We start from the raw sequence: 18,750 nt of genomic DNA, 5'->3' as shown, positions 1-18,750 counted from the left end.
ACAAATATGAAAAAGTGGCCTCGTTGGAAAAAGGTCTTGGGTATTTTATTTATAGTTATCATTGTACTCGTCATTGGAAGTGGACTGTTTATCAAAAGCAGCTTATATCCTGCTACAGCACAAGCACAACGACAAAGTGAAGTGGCAACGAAAACCAAAAATTATGAGCTGTATACAAATGGACGTAAAAATCCAACGAGTATCATTTTCTATCCGGGAGCGTTTGTAAGCTCAGAAAGTTATAGTCCTTGGGCATCTCAAGTAGCGTCCTCCGGGATTAATGTCTATATCTTGAAAGTTCCGCTAAGTTTAGCCGTGCTAAAACCTAATGCTGCACAAGAAATTATTGAACAACATCCTAATGAAAAATTTATACTGGCTGGGCACTCTCTAGGTGGTGTGATGGCTAGTCGATTTGCAAAAGCACATGAAAATGAAGTGGCTGGAGTCATCTTATTAGCAAGTTATCCAGATAAGAAAGGAAGTTTAGCACAGGCCGATTTTCCTGTACTTTCAATCACAGCATCAAATGATGGCGTGTTAAATTGGGATCGTTATGAGGAATCAAAAACCTATCTTCCAAAGCAAACAAAATATGTGGAAATCAAAGGTGGCAATCATGCTGGATTTGGAACATATGGTGATCAAAAAGGCGACAAAGATGCTACGATTTCTAATGCAATGCAGCAAACGAAAATTAGTACGTATATAACAGAGTGGGTTACTGAACAAGTAGTCACAAGTAAGACTTCTTAATCAACTGATTAGGAAGTCTTTTTTAGAAAGGAGCAAACTAATGCCAGTGGATGAATCATTAAAAGTATTTCAATTGTCTTGGGCATATCATAAATATTGGGTCATGTTGCATTCTCAACAAGCATACGAAGAAATTCGTCATCTAGCTAAAGGAAATAAGTGGAATCTTGAGAAGCAAAGACGCTATGAAGCCATTTTAATGGAATGTCAACAGGTGAGACCAACAAGAGGGAGTATAATTAATACAGCACTGCATATTTGGGGCTATTTTAAAAAAGAAGCCACGATTGAAGAAAAAAAAGAATTTTTTGCTTTGTTGGAACCTCAGGAAATCGAATTAAATAAAGTATTGGATAAGCTAGAAAAATTAAGTTCAAAATATAAAAATCGTTATTTAATTGATTCGAAAATTTTTGAAAAAAATTCACGTTAAGTTTGAATTTTTTGTGAACTTCGTTATAATGTAAGTGTAACCAATCGAATATAAATAGCACATGTACAGTTTTTTTACTTTAATGTTTACATTAGAAAAATAAAATCTATAGTACATGTGCTTTTTTATTTTTTTCGAATGTGAAAAAAATCATTTGTTTTTTTATTGAATGATAGTGTATGTAAGAGAGTGTGGCTAAAGACAATGAAAAAAGTTAGATTCAAATGGATATGGGATGTAGTGTTTTATGTAATTATTGTGACATTTTTGTTAGGTATCGGATTATTTGCTTTTATGCAAACGCAAAATCGTTCGGTCAATGGCTATCGAATTTTTGGAGTATTGACGGACTCTATGATTGCACCAAATAATACATTGAAAGAGGGTGGTTTTCGTTCAGGGGATATTTTAGTTGTTAAAGAGGTTGAACCAAGCAACTTAAAAGTGGGAGATGTGGTCACGATGCGTTTGAGTTCTTCTACTAACACAGAAGATGAAACGAATTATTTAACTCACCGAATCATCAAGATTGATTCGAGTGATTCAAATAATTACCAAATCACTACGCAAGGAGATGCGAACCGTTCACCTGATCGACCAACGAGCGCAAATGATATCGTTGGAAAAGAAGTGTTTCGAATTCCAGCAGTCGGCGGTTGGTTATTGTTTATTCGGGAACACCTTTTTCTTTCACTGATTATTTTTATTGCAGGACTTGCACTATTTTGGGGCATCAAGCAATTATTTTCTAAAGATTTCGCCTCAGATAAAGAATAATGAGCCAAAAGAAAAAGCAATTATGTAAGTTTGGAGGAAGAAGAAATGAAAAAAAACAATCGTAAAAAATGGATTGCAGCAGCAACAGCTTTAGCAGCAATCGGTGTATTAGTGGGAACATTTGCTTGGTTTACAAGTAATGACAGAACAGTCAATAAATTCGAAGGTGGCGTAGGCGGCAATGATGTTGAAATCGTCGAGGACTTTACACCACCAACAGACTGGCAACCGGGTCAAGAAGTTAAAAAAGAAGTTGGGATTTTAAATTCGGGTCTGTATAATTCTTTTGTTCGTGTGTCACTTGAAGGTACATTACAAAAACTAAAACCAGTGACGGGTGGCGAATTTGGGAAATTAAGTTCGGACCCAGCGAACATTACAGGGAAAAGCAAAGAGGAAATTTATGTGTATCCATATAATGGTACTTTAGAAGGATTTTCTCCAGTAACGAATCTATCTTATACCAATACATCAGGTGATGTAGTCCAAGGAGAACCTAAGTTTACAATTCCAAAACAAGATGAGGATCCAAATGACTATGCAGGTACGTATACCTTAAAAGTATTTTCTAAAAATAATCAATATACAGCTTATTGGTATGATGCAGAAAAAGATCTCAAATATTATGCAAAAGTGGATTCTTATAAAAAACTAGATAATGGTACAGTGTCTTTACAGACTACACCTCAATATGAGTTCATAACACTTGATTATGCTACAGCGACAACTTCAAATTGGACAATTGACAAACCGACTGTGTCTCCTGATCAAGATGGAAATGCAACTGTGGTATCGGCTACTGATGGTGGAAAACAAATCAAAATCAATTTTGTGAATTTAGCTAGTACACCAACACAAGGTAAATGGTACTACAATAGTGCTGGTGGACGCTTCTACTATGTTGGTAAATTAGCACCTCAAGATACTACACCATTATTAATTAAATCGGTTACTTTAGATGATGGAGCAGATAATAGTTATACAAAAGTTAAATATGATTTAACGGTTAATGCGGATAGTATCCAAGCAATTGAAGGTGCAGCTGGAAGCAATCAATGGGTAGGAACAACTAACGATACCTTAAAAAATGCTTTAGAATCAGTTGCAGATAAGAAAGTAACTACACCATCAAATTAAAAAATGAGAGCTGGTGAGCGACAGCTTACCAGCTTTCATTAACATTGGGGGAAGAATGGATGAAAAAATTTGTTTTTTCATATATCCCTTTACTATTTTTATTAGCTACATGTTTTCTATTGACCGTAACCGTGCACGCGCAAACTTTACCTTCTAGCGTTTTGATTGGGGATAATGAAGGAATTAAAGTACAAAATGATGGTGAGTATTTTGTAGATGTTACGGATGTGATGCCGGGAAAGAATTGGTATAAAAAACTTACGATTCAAAATACTGAAAAGGATGTTCCATATACGTTAGATTTAAGGATATCACCAGCAAAAGTATCCGGGATTTTAGATTTATCCAAAGCGATTCAAATGAAGTTAACATATGAAGGACAAATTGTATATGAAGGTCCAGCGTCTGGGATTAATGAGACACAAAATTTACAAAAAACACCACTTGATCTAGGTACTTTTGCTTCAGGAGATACACGTATTTTTGAAGTTGAATATTCTCTATCTGATAAATATACAAGTAAAGATTTTGCCGTTCGCAATAAAATGGAAAATATTTGGACATTCTCAGCTATTAAAAAAAAGCAAAGTGGTAAACCAGATCAACCAGGAACTTTTCCTGGAACAGGATCAAATAATCGACCATTTGGTAATTTACCGATGACTAATGAGCAATTAAAAAGTGGTATGCTAATCAGTTTGGGATTATTGATTATTTGGGCAGTATGTTTGATTATTATCAACCGAATGAAAAATAAGAAAGAGGTGTGAGGAAACTTATGAAGAATAAATTAATTAAAACAATTAGAACGTATCCAAAAGTTTTCCTCACAGCTTTGATCTTAATGTTAGGTGCATTTAGTTTTAGTGTCGGGACGTATGCATGGTATGTTTCTTCGGATCAAACGGTCAATAGTTTTAAAGGGACTGTTTTTCAATCTAAATTGACTGAAGTGTTCGCTCCAGTAGTAAACTGGAACCCGAACGAGACCAAAACTAAAGGTGTAGCTGTTCAAAATGCAGGGGATACCCCTTCAATGGTCCGAATCTCATTATATGAATTTTTACTTGATTTTGAGGTGAATTATACTGATAAAACAGGAAATGCGAATTTAAATACTCGAACAGGGCCTGTGAACCCTATTGTCAATGATCGTGACACGAGTACTTGGAAACCAGCTAGTAAAAGTAGTCCTAAAGGAACTTATTTAGCAGACAATGGGAAGTATTATATTGCAAATTATGCAATGGCACCTTCGACGAATCCTTTAGATAAAGAAATGTACACGTATAGTAAAGATCCAACAAAAGAACGAATGGAATACGTTTCTAATCAAAAAGAAGAAAATGTCCATAATAAATTACAGTATTTTCAGTTGAATTTTAATCCAAATCTAGTGACAGAATTCAATGCAAATAATCAAGAAGGATACTGGCTATATGAAAATGGCTTTTTCTATTACTCTAAACCTTTAAATCCAGGTGAAATGACCAGTAATTTATTAGAAAGTGTGACCTTAGCGTATAATTTCCCTAATAAATATAAAAATGCTTTATATGCAATCGAAGTTTATTTAGATGCACATGACTCGACAACTTCTATTTTTACAGATTGGCAGTTAGATCAAAACAGTGAAGCGAAAAAATTATTGAACGCACAAATCAACTAGGAGTGATGGAAGATGAAGGCTAAAAAACAAATAAATCCTAAATTAATGCTCATCTTGAGTACACTCCTAGTCGGTTTGATTGGTCTAGGTATTTTAGGTGGTTATACATATGCATCATTTACAGATAAAGATAGTCAAGAAAATAACTTTGCCGCTAGTGGATTAAAAGGATCCATTACAGAAGAATTTACACCTCCAGGAACAGTTGAAATTGGAAAGTCCTATTCGAAAAAAGTTACGATTAAAAATGAAGAAAAAGCACCATTGTTTGTTCGAGTTCTCGTACAACCAGAAATGACGATGAGTGATGGACAAGTGTTACTAGCGAGTAATATTGGAAAAGAGATTCAACTGGATATCGGTTCTGATTGGCTGTTGGGTGAAGATGGTTTTTATTATTACAAAAAAGTATTAAATGCCAATGAAACAACACAACCATTGTTTGCGAAAGTCACACTCGCGAATAATTTAGATGCAAATTATCAAAATATGAAATTAACAATCAGTATAAAAAGCGAAACAGTCTCCGCAGCAGGTGTAAACTTTAGAGATGCATATTTCCATGGCACAATACCATCTCAATCAAACTTAAAAATAATTGATTCGCTTTACGATTCTATTTCGATTAAGACTAAAGGAGGAAACTAATCATGCACTTATTCAAACAAAAATTAAAATATTTTTTCCTCTTTGTTCTTTTGATTGGAATCGCGATTGGCATTAATAGTACGACGATACAAGCTGTGGATGAAAGTGATGAAATAGTTGAGACAGAGAGTGAGGAGGCTCCTAAAGAATTTTTGAATGAGCGTGCTTTGACTTCTGTTTTAGATCCTGGAATTAGTTTTAATGATTGGCAAAATGACAGTGTTCTTAATAGAAGTAGAATAAATAACCCTCCTAAATCTACTAATACTAAAGATCCAAATAATAATAATAGAATGATATATAATGCTGGAATAGACACTACTTTCTCACTAGCAAAATTTGGTGATACGCATCCTTACGCTTATATCTATCGACACGGGATTGTCGCTAAAAATGTAAAAGCAGTGAATTATAGTCAAACTACTGTTTCTCCAGCTAGTAATTTTTATATCGATCGTTCTTGGGATATTAACAGTCGTGTAAATAAAAATGGATATACCAATGGAACAAATAAAACTGCACCAGCTAGCCAGTTATTAAATTTTGAAAATGCTAATTTTTTTGGAACTACAGAAGCATTTTTTGTATATTTTAATCCTAATCAGATTCCACCTTTTAATGCGAGTTTAACGAATCAACCTGATATCGAAAATATTTATTTTATTTTTAAAACAGGAAATGAAACAGCTAAATTAAGTAGTAATATGAAATACTCGACTAGTAGCACTAAAGGATTCTACGGGATCAACGATCCAAATACAGCATTTTTTGTAGGAAATGTTAATTTATCTAATCCCCAAATAGTAAAAGCTTATTATCGAGATATAGCTGCACCAAAAAAAGATTTAATAAACATGAAAAAATTTGGTGCTAGAATATCACCGGACGATGGAGTGTCTGGTTACTATAATCAACCGTTGTCAATCAGTAAACAAAATATTAATAATTATACCTTTTTATTCAATCAAAAAAGTATTTTAAATTCTTCCGACAATACAGTTGATACAAGTTACTCTACAGATGGATTTTGGAATACTTCTTTAAATAATACTAAACGTTATATGGTTTTCTGGTACGCTAAAAATATCAGTGATGCTAAAATTACGAAAAAAAATTCTGCTCAAAGTGCCGTGAAAGTTGGCGATGCAATCAACTATACTGTAAATGTATCTAGTCCAAGTGGTAAAGTAGTCGATCCGTATATTGTGGATACGATTCCAGCTGGGATGTCAGAACCTACAAATGTAAAACTTGATAACCAATCGATTAGTAAAACACCAAATAGTAATGGTGACTACTATACATTTAACAATAATGTATTAACTGTCTATTTTAATCAAACAACACAGGCACAAATGGACGCAGGTGCTTATAATGGATTGGATGGAACAGGAAAAACCTTGACTTATACGAGCTCTATTTTAAGTGGAAATGCAAATGAAACGAAAAAAAACGTAGCAGAATTACATGGTAAAAATGTACCTAATCCTCCTAAAGCCGACTCTAGTGTCACAATTAAGCAACCTGAAAAACTTACAGGTACACTAGATAAAACAAATGATCAAGCTAATCCGATTCCTTTAAATCAGATAGTCACTTATACATTGAAAGCGACAAATACTGCCAAAGAAACATCAATGGAAAAAGCGTATATCGAAGATACATTACCGGCTGAATTAACGGAACCAGGGAATATTAAATTAGGTACACAAGCGTTAACAAAAATAGTGAATGCCAATGGGAATTATTATAGTTGGGATGCAACAAAAAATAAATTAACGATTCATATGAATGGGACAAAAATTCAACCTGGCCAATCGGTAACGATCACGTATACAAATATTCCGACACGTACGGGGACGCTAACCAATAATGCAGAATTGTTCTTGGCAGATCAAACCTCTTTAGATAAAGCCGATTCGACAATTAAAGTAGTTGAAACAAAAGGTAGTGTAGAGAAACAAAATGATCGACCTGATCCTGTTTTAGCTGGAACAGATGTAACATACACGTTGACACCCAAAAATGATAGTACAGAACTAACGTTGAAAAAATTCACACTCGAAGATACGCTACCAGTCGGGTTAGACGCGCCAACAGCAGTTAAAGTGGGAAATACAAGTTTAAGTAATCAATTTTCTAATACGACAGACTATTACAGTTGGGATGCATCAAATCGTAAATTGATTATTCATTTTAATCAAACACAATTAGGTCCGAATCAAACGACAAATGTTACGTATGTCGCTAAAGTGAGCAAAGATGCAACAGTGGGAACAAAAGAGAATACCGTTGTATTAAAAGATATTAATGATAACACACTGGATACAAGCAGCTCGACTATTACAGTGTTTGAATCACTAAATGGATTGATTAAGAAAAACAATAACAAAGAGCAAGGTGCAATTGTAAACGATCTAATTTCGTACACGTTAGTCGCAACGAATACATCATCATTCACAGATCTTTCTAAAGGATATATTTACGATATATTACCGAGTGAATTAGGTGAACCAACAAATATTCGTTTAAATGGGGTTCCACTTCCTAAATATGATGTTAATCTAACGGGACAAGTGAAAGATGCTTACACGTGGTTAGCCGCTGATCGTAAGTTGATTATCCATATTAATGGAACGGATATTAAACCACAAGAGAGTATAACAGTAACGTATGATGCTAAATTACTATCAGGAATTCCTGGCAATAAGGTGACAAATACAGCTACATTATATGCTGCAACTGGAACTATATTAAGCAAAGATAATTCAGAGGTTCCAGTTTTAGAAGAAACTTTAAAGGGAGATTTAACAAAACAGAATTCTAAATCGAGCACAGGTGCAGTGCCTGGAGATGTAGTAGACTATACATTAATCGCAACAAATAAAACGCAATCAGTTTCAATTTCTAAATCATTTATTTATGATGATTTACCACCTGGGATGGACTTACCGACGAATATTCAGTTAAATGGAGTAGACTTACCAGCTTCAGGGAATACGACTAGCGATTATTATACATTTGATCAAGGGAATACCCGGTTAACGATTCATTTAAATGCAACGACGATTAAACCAGGTGAAAAAGTAACGATCACATATAAAAGTAAACTAGTTACAGGAACGGTAAATGAAATCAAAACCAATAAAGCTGATTGGCAAGATTCCAAAAACCAATCAATTGATAAAGCAGACTCGAATTTTGAAGTTTTATTAGGTGGGATAACAGGGAGTATTGAAAAATTAAATAATAAATCAGATACAGGAGCACGGATCAATGATGTAGTGAGCTATACGCTAAAAGCAAAAAATACATCTCCGAATGCAGATTTAGTTGGATCATATATTTACGATATACTGCCAGCTGAGTTAGAACAACCAACAAATATTCAACTGGTGTTATTAGACGAAAATGGAAATGAAGTAGCAGGATCTAAAAAAGTATTACAATTAAATTCAGTGGTCCAAAATAAAGATGATGCTTATAGTTGGGTAAAGGCAGATCGTAAATTAATCATTCATATCAATGGTACTACGATTAAACCGAATCAAGCAGTTAAAGTCACTTATGATGCAAAAGTATTATCTGGAAAAGAAAATCAAGCTGTACTAAACACAGCTACGTTTTATGCAGATAATCCTCAAAAACAATTGGATAAGGATACGTCGACTTTTAAAATCAAAGTTGTTCGAATCAATCTTAAACAAGAAGCGATCTATCCTAATTTTAGTAATCGAAATTATCGTTTAGTCATGCCGACGACTTCGTATTTCACATTAGATAATATTGATTTACAAACGAAAACATCCTTCTCGCGTTCAACTATTACAGCTAGTTCTTATGCAGAAAATACAAATGGTGCGTATCGAAAAATGCAACTCATTTTAGCAAGTGGAGCACAAGGGATCATTCCAAGTATTACCATTCCTGAATTCTATCAGTATGCTGGTTATCAAGTCACCACTACAAATGTGGCGCATAATTCAGCAAATCGTATCCAAACAGGCTTACCAACACTGGACTATACGAATGCAGATGAATATTGGGTCACCATGTATATCAAGCCTGATGATTGGATCAAACCAACGAACGAAGAAGTAGAACCACCGATGTACAATTGGGATTATGCCACAAATAAATTCAATTGAAAAATAGGCTATAGAGTATACTCTATAGCCTATTTTTATTGGGTGAGTCCCAGAATCTATTCCTTCTTAAATAAGCCGGATCATTTCCGAAATAGATGGGACTATTATCGAAATGATTAGGCTTATTTTTTTGGAGCTAGTTCCTTCTGTCACAGCCTCTTTTATTGATTAAAAGTCTGATGTTTTTTAATTTTTATCCTACGATTCCTTCTATTAATTCAAGCAAAACTTTGCTATCATTGAAGAATGAAGTGTTTTAATAGATGAAACTGATAAAGAAGGACGTATAATTTATGATAAAACAAAGAGAATTAATGCAGCGTTTTCTTTGGAGTGCGATGTTATTGGTCGTATTTCAAATTGGACGACATATCGATTTGCCGATGTTCTTATCTCAAGAAGCGAAACTAGATAGTGCAAACTCTGTATTAAAGTTTTTATCCACTGCTACTGGTGGGAATTTTTCTACTATCACACTTTTTTCTTTAGGGATGGGGCCGTATATGACGGCATTAATTATTTGGACGACGATCAGTATGATTGATGAAGAACGTGTGAATAATTTCTCAATGAAGCAAATAGGGTACATCCAACGAGGACTTACACTTATTTTTACTGTTATTCAAAGTATTGCTTTAGTGTTACGTTTCAAAACATCGATTGTAACGGTTGCCTTTTTTACAAGTGAAACGTCCGCGTTACTTGCTGGAGTATTATTGTTAACGACTGGTGGAATGTTTATATCTTGGTTAGCAGATATCAACATTATGAAAGGGATAGGCGGTCAAAGCCTATTTATTTTACCTGGATTGATGGCGAATATTCCGTCAATGTTGATTTCCGGACAGTCTGGACCGATTTCTTTTACCAATCAATTTATTATTATTTTAATATTGATCACGTTGCTATTTATTTATCTAACAATGTATCTGTATCATTCTGAATATCGGATTGTCATTGAGCGAACAGGGATCGATACGATCTCAAAACATTCGTATATTCCGATTCGCTTACTTCCTGCTGGCGCAATGCCGTTCATGTTTGCAGTCACAGTATTTTCTATGCCACAGTTATTGTTATTAAATGCGAAATGGAACGATACTTGGTTCTCAAATTTCATCACCACTTATTTTTCATTCAATTCCATTCAAGGTATTATCATGTATGGTGTGGTGTTGTATTTACTCGGGTGGGGATTTAGTTTTATTAATATCCGACCCAATGACATTGCTAAAAATTTAAAAGAGTCGGGAGATTATATTTTAAATGTTCCACCAGGTGATCAAACGGAACGTTATATTCGTGAAAAGTTGACACGAATCTCATTTGTTGGAAATGCATACCTCGTATTCATTTCATTGATCCCAATGTTTATTGGATTACGTTCACCATTTATTTCAAATCTAGCTTTTTATTTTGGAAGTTTGTTTATGTTGATTATCATTTTAGATACATTGGTTCAAGAAATACGATTTGTATATTCAAAAAAAGAATACCGTTTATTTGAGTAGAAATGAGGTGAGCACATGGTCTATTTTATCCCACACTGGAGTACAAAAGAGCGTATTTTAGATGAAGATCGAGTATTAAATATTTTAAATTTGTTTCAAGAAAATAAACTTGAAGCACACTTGATCGTAGTCGAATATCTACCGTACTTTAGATATTTATTAAATGATTATCGTTTACATGATATCCAAGTTCTTTCCTTGTTTGATATTCTTCAACAAGTCGAAATTGAAACGGGTTTTCCAATGACAGTAGAGGATTTGTCTTTTGAAAGTTCAGTTGAACAAATCTATACGCCATATGGGATTACCTTGATTAAGGATCGCATGTCTTATGGAGAAGTACGATTTGAAGAACACGGATTCGTTCAAAGTGTTCAATATCCACGATCCGCAACATGTCTTTGTACAGAACTATACGATGATCGTGGTTTTTTGTCTTCTATCATTTTCAGTGATCGCACAGGAGAAAAGCAGAAGCAAGAATTTTATAATCCATTGGGAAAATGTGTTATGACAGAGTATTTCGGTAGTGATGCACATATTGAGCTCTATCATTTTGAGCAACTTGGTTTGAAGCAAGCACGATATCTATCATTTTCAGAGATTTTTGCTGAGCTCTTCAACCAGGGATTAGTGGATTTTGGTCAATCTTCTTTGATCTTCGATAGTTGGGGATTTAGTCTAGATATTTTAGAACGATTGACAATTTCACAACCGATCATGAGTATTTTTTCAACAGAAAAAGAATTAAATCAGTATACAGAAAAGCAACTCGCGATATTATTTTCAAAAAGTAAGGTAATTATTACGGATTCTAGACAGAAAAAGTCAGAATTACTTCATATAAAAGAACAACAAAGAATAATCGGTGGGGATATAGTAGATATCCCGATGTATCCTACACGATTAGCTCTTGGGAACAGTAATTCAGTTGAAAGACTTATGATTTATTGGAAGGATCATCATGCGCATCAAGAAGAAGAGTTTTTGGTACATTTACTCACCAATTTGTTGATACAAGAAGTATCATACGGATTGATTGTAGAAGTATCTTCTTTATTACAAGAACAAAAAATTGAAGTGATGCAAAAACAATTGATCGATGCGCATTTTAATGTCGATAGTGATTCAGCAGAGTTTAGAAAAGTAGCTGCGTATTTACAAGCAAAAGATACGAATACGCTGATGAAAGCCCAAGCAGATAGCGTAAAAGAGTTGAAATTGCTTCCGATATGGCGACAGTATGTACAAGCAGTTGAACTGTACGAACGCATTGAATTTAGAATCAATCCAAATATCAAGCAAGTACAAACGGATTTGTCGATTGCTAGACTTTATTTAGATGTAAATCAAAAGCCAGATCTACAAAAACAATCATTTGCAGTAAATGCTGGAATTCCACTTATTTTAAAAGAGGAATCTGACTATGTTATCCATATGGAAAATGGATACAATGTGGATCACATTTCGGAGGTCTCTGAAATTTTGACCTTTTATATGAATGGTTTAAAAAATTGGAATGAAACGTTAGTAAAAAATGTGGCGATGATTGAGACGCATAGTTCGTACAATCTGCTCGAGAAATGGAGAAAATTATTTGATGACGGCACAGAAAAAAATTAAGATTTTATATTTTGGTGCGTATGCATTTTCTTTTTTGAGTGAGCTTCCAAGCCAATTTGAGTATGAGATATTTCCAGCTGATTACGATATTATCCAAGATGAAGCCGAATTATTTAAACAGGGAAGATTAAATCCTAAATACCGTAAAGCTGTGTTCATATTTAATGAAGGTGCAACGTTACTTTCTCATAAAAATTTATTGATAGAGTTGCCTTCTTATCGACTGTTGTATTCTCATCGTATTACTTTGCCAAGCGATATCGCTTATGTTTTAGCAGCTAAAGGAGCGTATACTTTTGATTTTGCAGATACTCATATTTTACGGGAGTTTATCGCAAAGCAGTATACACCACCTGTTTATGGTAGGAAATTAGAAATGGACTATATCAAAGTTTCCTCCACGTTTGAAGGTCAAGTAATCAAAAAGGGTCATACGAACATCCAATTGATTGGTGATTTTGGGACTAGCTTTACACAGCTTTTATCTTGGAGAATGACCGATATCATGGAAGCGAAACAATGGTTAGAAGCGTACTTGGAAATTGACTACGATCCGAAAATGACGGATTTTGTGTTAAAGGTATACTTGATCGAAAAAAATACGGCTAATTTCAAACAAAGTTTTGAATTTACAGCTGAAATGCTAAAAGATGAAAAAAATACCGCGTTTTACAACGCATTTGATGAAGATATGTATTTAAATTTTGCTTTATTTGTTAAGGGGTCTGGAGAATTAAAGGTTGCACACCTTCATGTACGAGACACGTTTGCAGATGATAGTTATATGATTCCTGGAGGAAAAGCAATCCAAGATCAGCAAAATCTTGGGATGGAGATTGGCTATTATTTTGAACCGGCAGACTTTAAACCGCCGCTTGCTGTTTACTTTTCTGGTTATCGAACAGCAGAAGGTTTTGAAGGAAAAAATATGATGGAAACATTTGGTTCGCCTTATTTATTGATTTCAGATCCTAGAATCGAAGGCGGAAACTTTTATCTAGGAAGTGAGGCTTTAGAAGAAGAGATTGTTTCAATCATACGTAAAAAATTAGCTTATTTAGGATTTACTACACAAGATTTAGTGTTATCTGGACTGTCGATGGGAACGTTTGGGGCATTGTATTATGCGAGCACGTTGTCTCCGCGTGCGGTAATCGTTGGTAAGCCGATGTTAAGTTTAGGAACAGTAGCTTTAAATGAGCGGATCAAGCGCTCAGATACATTTGCAACATCGGTAGATACCTTAATGATGAATATGGGAGAAGTGAGTATATCAAAAGCCTTAGAGTTTGATGAGCGATTACTTACACGATTTAAAACTGGGGATTACAGTCAAACAATGTTTGCTTTTGCCTACATGAAACAAGATGATTATGACGATAAGGTGTTCTCAGAAGCGTACACATTTTTAAAACAAGCTTTCCCATTAACCAAAGTGTTACATAAAGGACTGATTGGACGACATAATGACAATACTCCAGGAATCGTTCGTTGGTTCGTCAAGCAATATTACAACATGATGGAAATACAATTTGCACGCAACTATGAAGATAGAGGAGGGAGATAATGGGGAACCAGTATATTGTAAAGTGGGGAAATATCTTACAAGACAATTATAATTACGGAGCGACGATCTCATTTGATGAAAAAGGTTCAGTTTCTTATTCCGCTCCTCTGATGTCTCCTAGTCTATGTATCAAAAATTGGTATTCGCAAAAAGGTTTTCACATTAGTCGAAATACTCCCTATTTGCCACTATTGCAGCCAGGAAAAAGATACCATCTCAAAGCAAATCTGGAACTAGAAGAAACAAGTAGCATTCAGTTGAAACTTATTTTCTTTGATCGCTATAATGAAATGTTGGATGAATATTATTTTTCAACATTAGAAGATGATTTTGTATTTCTTGAGGACGCAGTACATTATGAAATCCAACTAATCAATAAGCATCATCAATGGTTAGTATTTCATGAATTAGTCATCACGGAAAATACAATTCAAGAAGGCTATCAACAACAGTCATTAGCACCGGATATGTATTACTATACCTATAAAAAGGAAGTCAACAAGAAAGTCCGTTTGATTTTTTTAATGAAAAAAAATCAAGTTCAACAGTTACGGTTTCATGAGGAAACGGATTATCTATTTTGTGTTTTAGATCCTAAAAAAAATATAGATATTGTTGCGATTACTATGTTGATTTTTAACGTGTTACTTCAAAAAAATTTAAGAGAAGTCCACGTAGAATTTATTAAAGAAATAAATTATTATCGTTTGCCACAAGCCATTTATCAAGTCCCGATCATCTTGGATCAGTTAATGGGAGAAAGCACAAACATTGAAGCAACACATACACAATGGCTTGCACAAGCGCAACAACAAGTAGACACTATGCAACTGGCAGTTCAAGTTTTACAGCAAATTTTGTTACGTCATTCTAAATAGAAAGTAGGGACCTAGCATGCATTTTTTTGTAAATAAAGCAATGGGGATTGGAAATTCCGGTGTAGAACATGCTCAATTTTATCGAGCAAATCGGTTTGATGAAGTAGGACTACCTTACAAGTTCATTTTTGTAGAATTAATCAAAAACTTACACGAAGCGATGGATTCTTGGGAGTTAAAAGAAGATCAAGTCATTAATATGTGGGAATTTTTTGTTTTAGGTGATACTTATCTAGAGCGTACGGATTTAGATCGTGTGCCATTTAAAGAAGACATTACGATTGACCATACGAAAACCCATCGCATCAAGACGATCCAAACGTCTTCAGGCGTTACGATTGTAGAACATATGGAAAAATCACCGAGTAAAAAACAAAAAGATATGTTGTTGGTGTCTACTTATCGTGTAGAACTATTTGAAACAAAAACAAAGAAACGAAAAGTCATGCTGACATATCTTGACGATCCAGATCGTGGACGTGTCATGACGAATATCCATCTATTTGATGTAAATGGAGAGCATTACTATTTTCCTAATGAAGTGTTAGTGCAACGGTTTTTCTTTATGTATCTGATTTCATATTTTAAAAACGTAAAAAGTTTTTTTGTCGATCGTGGTGAAGAGACGCTGACAGCCTTACTAGGACAATTACCTGATACAATCAAGTTGATTCAAATTGTACATGCAGATCATTTATCTGATCGCGATGTGCCAGAGCATCCATTATGGAATAACTATTACGAGTATGCTTTAACGCATCTTGACGGTTTAGATCGTGTAGTTGTAGCAACCAAACTGCAGCGACAAGATTTATTGATTGATTTTCCATATGCAGACAAAAAAATTCAAACGATTCCAGTAGGTGGTATCCGTGATATTCAAATGGATACTTTAAAGGATACGACGAAAGATTTACAGCAGTTGCCTAAAAAATTTATCACGGTATCTAGATTAGCTTCTGAAAAACATATCGATATTGTGGTACGTGCAATTGTACAAGCTCGTGAGCAGTATCCTGAACTAACGCTGGATATTTACGGCCAAGGTTCTGAAGATAAAGTGATAAAAGAAGTGATCGAGGAACTGAATGCTAGTGAGTATATCAAGTTAAAGGGACATTCGAATGAACTAGAAAAAATTTATCCTCAATATGACGCATTTATCTCGGGATCTTATTCAGAAGGATTTGGTCTTACGTACATTGAAGCGTTAAATGCTGGTTTACCGATCGTAACGTTTAAAGCACGATTTGGCGCTTTGGAATTAGTTCAAGATGGAATCAATGGGTATTTATGTGATTTTTCTCGTACGGATCCTAAATTCAGTGTGTTTTGCTTAGCAGATGGTATCCAAAAACTTTGCCAGTTTCCATTGGAATTTTACCAAGAAAAAACGCGTCTTTCTGTAGCAGATTTTCAAGATTCTGTGATTGCGAAGAAATGGAGAGTGTTGATTGATGAACTATGAATTGATGACGATCATTCGTCCAAATGATAGCGCTTGGAGTATGCAACAAAAGCATCTAACTCAACCGGATACAAAACTATTATCGATTTCTCCAATGCCAGACTTTCAAACGGTATTGAAAAAATATCAAGTAGACGGAATAAATTTATTAGATCAGTTAACGAAACGAACATTTGATCCAGAAACATTTTTATTTTTCAACCAAATTCCAACAGTCAAAAATGCGGAAGTCTTTATGAACGAGAACCGTAGTATTTCGATTTTACATGAAGGGTTTGAAATTGGAAAAGTTTTTCTTTATCCACAAACAAGAAGGCATGTAAAGGAAGTTCGCTATATTCATTTAGACAAAACACTTGATTTCGTTGAAGAATATGCTGGTGATGGAAAAACATATAGTCATATTTTTTATGATAAGAATCAAGTACAAGAAATCCAATTTTTAGATGATGAAAAAAATGCGATCGTAACGTATTATTTTTATCAAGGACAAATTAATTTTATTACGATCAAAAATCCTGAGACTCTAGATATACAAACCACATACACGACGTTACAACAATTTATTGCTCATGAAATCGCACGTATCGTATCTGCTGAAGATACGGTTACGATTTCGTATCTAGGGATGGAATTGTTCGCATTGGAACATACAACATCTTATAATATCTTACGATTAGTAGAATCTCCATTAGATGATAATGGTATAATCAAAGGGAACCTACGTCTCATTTTGGAAAATAAGTTGACGTATGTCCATAAAGTACTGATGACTCGTGAGCATTATGAACTACTGAAACCGACAGGAATCCATTTAGATAAAATCGATTTTTACGAAAATTAGGAGGAAGTTATTATGACAAACGAAACATCTCAAGCAGTATTAGCAAAAATCAATCGCCTAAAAATGGAAAATACGCAATCTGTATTAAAGTTTGATGCCGAATATCAAGAAGCTGAAGTGTTAACCAAACAACAAAAGCACGAATTAGAACAAATGACAAAAACACATAAACAAATCAAAGAAGTAGCCAGTAGCCAAGTTCGTGTGACTACGGACGAATTACAAGCGCTAAAAGATCAATTTACGACACACTATACGGCATACCAACAAAACGAAACACAATTAAATACGTTGTATACAAAACTAGAAACTGCGTATGAAATCGAAAATAAAATCATGAAAGAATACTTATTAGCAGAAAGTACAAAAATGCTAGAAAGTTTAGTTGGAAAATTAGCAGCTCAAGATGAAAAAATCCAACAGTTAGAACAAGCAGTTCAAGAACAAGAAGAAGCAGTTCAAGAACAAGAAGAAGTAGCCCAAGAGCAAGAACCACAAGAACCACAAGAACCACAAGAACCACAAGAACCACAAGAACCACAAGAACCACAAGAACCACAAGAACCACAAGAACCACAAACAGATGGACAAGAAGTAACTACCTCGGAAGTACATTCAACAGTAGGACATACGGCTGTTGAAGAACTTTCAAATCATGTAGTAGAACCTTCAGAGATTACTGAAGAAGTCAGTGTTCAAAAAAATGTTGAAGATACGATTTTAGAAGCGCAAGAAATCTTTTTTAGTGAATCAACAAACTCGACATTATAAAGATAGAGTAGAGGCCATGCTTAAGAAGGTGAATGATGTTGAAAAATAACAAGCAATTAGACGACCAGATTCAAGCGATTTTTCAATCAGAAAAAAAACGAGCGTATGATCATTCTGAAAAAAAAGAAAAGAAAACAAAACTAATTAATATTGTATTAGCGGTTACGATGTCAGTATTGATTTTAGGTTCTTTAGTATATTCTTTACTGACTGCCGTGTTCCAATAAACACTTTTTTAAGGAAGTCGGGTGAGGACAGTGGGGACTATGTATCTTTTAGGTGTAAAGCGACTCGTAAATTTACTAAATCCAGAAAGAATAGTTCCACAAACTTCTGTGATTTCAGTAAATATCGATCGTGAGCAAATTGAAGAAATCAGGAAAACCAAGGGGATTTATGTTCGAACATTTGAAAAGAAAATCAACTTGTCTAAATCGCGTTATTATCGTTGGTTGAATTATAGAATTTGCGGGCGAGAAAACCCACTATTTTAATGGTGGGATGATAGCCCGTAGACGTA

16 protein-coding genes are annotated in these 18,750 nt (G+C 34.5%); all 16 read left to right on the top strand.

What is annotated here, in order from left to right; genetic code table 11:
• Positions 1–6: 6 nt before the first annotated feature.
• The 16 genes from I573_RS10505 to I573_RS10430 all read left to right on the top strand — a co-directional run bounded on the left by I573_RS10505 (position 7) and on the right by I573_RS10430 (position 18,457).
• Entirely contained in the window at positions 7–756 is a 750-nt protein-coding gene (locus I573_RS10505; RefSeq protein WP_016186408.1) for an alpha/beta hydrolase, read from the top strand.
• A gap of 40 nt (positions 757–796) precedes the next feature.
• Positions 797–1,189, top strand: coding sequence for a YbgA family protein (locus I573_RS10500; protein ID WP_016186409.1), 393 nt, complete (start codon positions 797–799; stop codon positions 1,187–1,189).
• 204 nt (positions 1,190–1,393) lie between these two features.
• On the top strand, positions 1,394–1,966 hold the full coding sequence (locus I573_RS10495) for a signal peptidase I (RefSeq protein ID WP_016186410.1): 573 nt from the start codon (positions 1,394–1,396) through the stop codon (positions 1,964–1,966).
• A gap of 45 nt (positions 1,967–2,011) precedes the next feature.
• Entirely contained in the window at positions 2,012–3,103 is a 1,092-nt protein-coding gene (locus tag I573_RS10490) for a BsaA family SipW-dependent biofilm matrix protein (RefSeq protein ID WP_016186411.1), read from the top strand.
• Positions 3,104–3,162: 59 nt separating this feature from the next.
• The gene (locus I573_RS10485) at positions 3,163–3,873 is read left to right on the top strand and encodes a hypothetical protein (RefSeq protein ID WP_016186412.1); all 711 of its coding nucleotides are present in this window, start codon (positions 3,163–3,165) and stop codon (positions 3,871–3,873) included.
• A gap of 8 nt (positions 3,874–3,881) precedes the next feature.
• The gene (locus I573_RS10480) at positions 3,882–4,772 is read left to right on the top strand and encodes a BsaA family SipW-dependent biofilm matrix protein (protein WP_016186413.1); all 891 of its coding nucleotides are present in this window, start codon (positions 3,882–3,884) and stop codon (positions 4,770–4,772) included.
• A gap of 12 nt (positions 4,773–4,784) precedes the next feature.
• Positions 4,785–5,420 (top strand): SipW-dependent-type signal peptide-containing protein, encoded by a 636-nt coding sequence (locus tag I573_RS10475; protein ID WP_016186414.1) that lies wholly within the window; start codon positions 4,785–4,787, stop codon positions 5,418–5,420.
• Positions 5,421–5,422: 2 nt separating this feature from the next.
• A complete protein-coding gene (locus I573_RS10470) occupies positions 5,423–9,568 on the top strand; it encodes an isopeptide-forming domain-containing fimbrial protein (protein ID WP_016186415.1) in 4,146 nt (1,381 codons plus the stop codon).
• A gap of 293 nt (positions 9,569–9,861) precedes the next feature.
• On the top strand, positions 9,862–11,079 hold the full coding sequence (gene secY2 / locus I573_RS10465) for an accessory Sec system protein translocase subunit SecY2 (RefSeq protein ID WP_016186416.1): 1,218 nt from the start codon (positions 9,862–9,864) through the stop codon (positions 11,077–11,079).
• Positions 11,080–11,094: 15 nt separating this feature from the next.
• Complete coding sequence (gene asp1, locus I573_RS10460; protein ID WP_016186417.1) at positions 11,095–12,702, top strand: accessory Sec system protein Asp1; 1,608 nt, start codon at positions 11,095–11,097, stop codon at positions 12,700–12,702.
• The gene (asp2, locus tag I573_RS10455; RefSeq protein ID WP_016186418.1) at positions 12,680–14,269 is read left to right on the top strand and encodes an accessory Sec system protein Asp2; all 1,590 of its coding nucleotides are present in this window, start codon (positions 12,680–12,682) and stop codon (positions 14,267–14,269) included. Before asp1 ends, asp2 begins: the two co-directional genes overlap by 23 nt.
• On the top strand, positions 14,269–15,147 hold the full coding sequence (gene asp3 / locus I573_RS10450; protein WP_016186419.1) for an accessory Sec system protein Asp3: 879 nt from the start codon (positions 14,269–14,271) through the stop codon (positions 15,145–15,147). The genes asp2 and asp3 overlap by 1 nt, the downstream gene beginning before the upstream one ends.
• A gap of 16 nt (positions 15,148–15,163) precedes the next feature.
• Entirely contained in the window at positions 15,164–16,615 is a 1,452-nt protein-coding gene (locus tag I573_RS10445; RefSeq protein ID WP_016186420.1) for a glycosyltransferase, read from the top strand.
• Positions 16,605–17,459, top strand: a complete 855-nt coding sequence (locus tag I573_RS10440) for a hypothetical protein (protein WP_016186421.1) — start codon at positions 16,605–16,607, stop codon at positions 17,457–17,459. The genes I573_RS10445 and I573_RS10440 overlap by 11 nt, the downstream gene beginning before the upstream one ends.
• A gap of 12 nt (positions 17,460–17,471) precedes the next feature.
• Positions 17,472–18,230, top strand: a complete 759-nt coding sequence (locus tag I573_RS10435; RefSeq protein WP_016252711.1) for a hypothetical protein — start codon at positions 17,472–17,474, stop codon at positions 18,228–18,230.
• 35 nt (positions 18,231–18,265) lie between these two features.
• Positions 18,266–18,457 carry a hypothetical protein gene (locus I573_RS10430; RefSeq protein WP_016252710.1) on the top strand — a complete coding sequence of 64 codons (192 nt, stop codon included), beginning with the start codon at positions 18,266–18,268 and terminating at the stop codon, positions 18,455–18,457.
• Positions 18,458–18,750 lie beyond the last annotated feature (293 nt).

The organism is Enterococcus sulfureus ATCC 49903, assembly GCF_000407605.1.
GTDB lineage: Bacteria > Bacillota > Bacilli > Lactobacillales > Enterococcaceae > Enterococcus_G > Enterococcus_G sulfureus.
The sequence above is the reverse complement of the archived record's forward strand: the minus strand, read 5'-3'. Positions and strand labels throughout refer to the sequence as shown.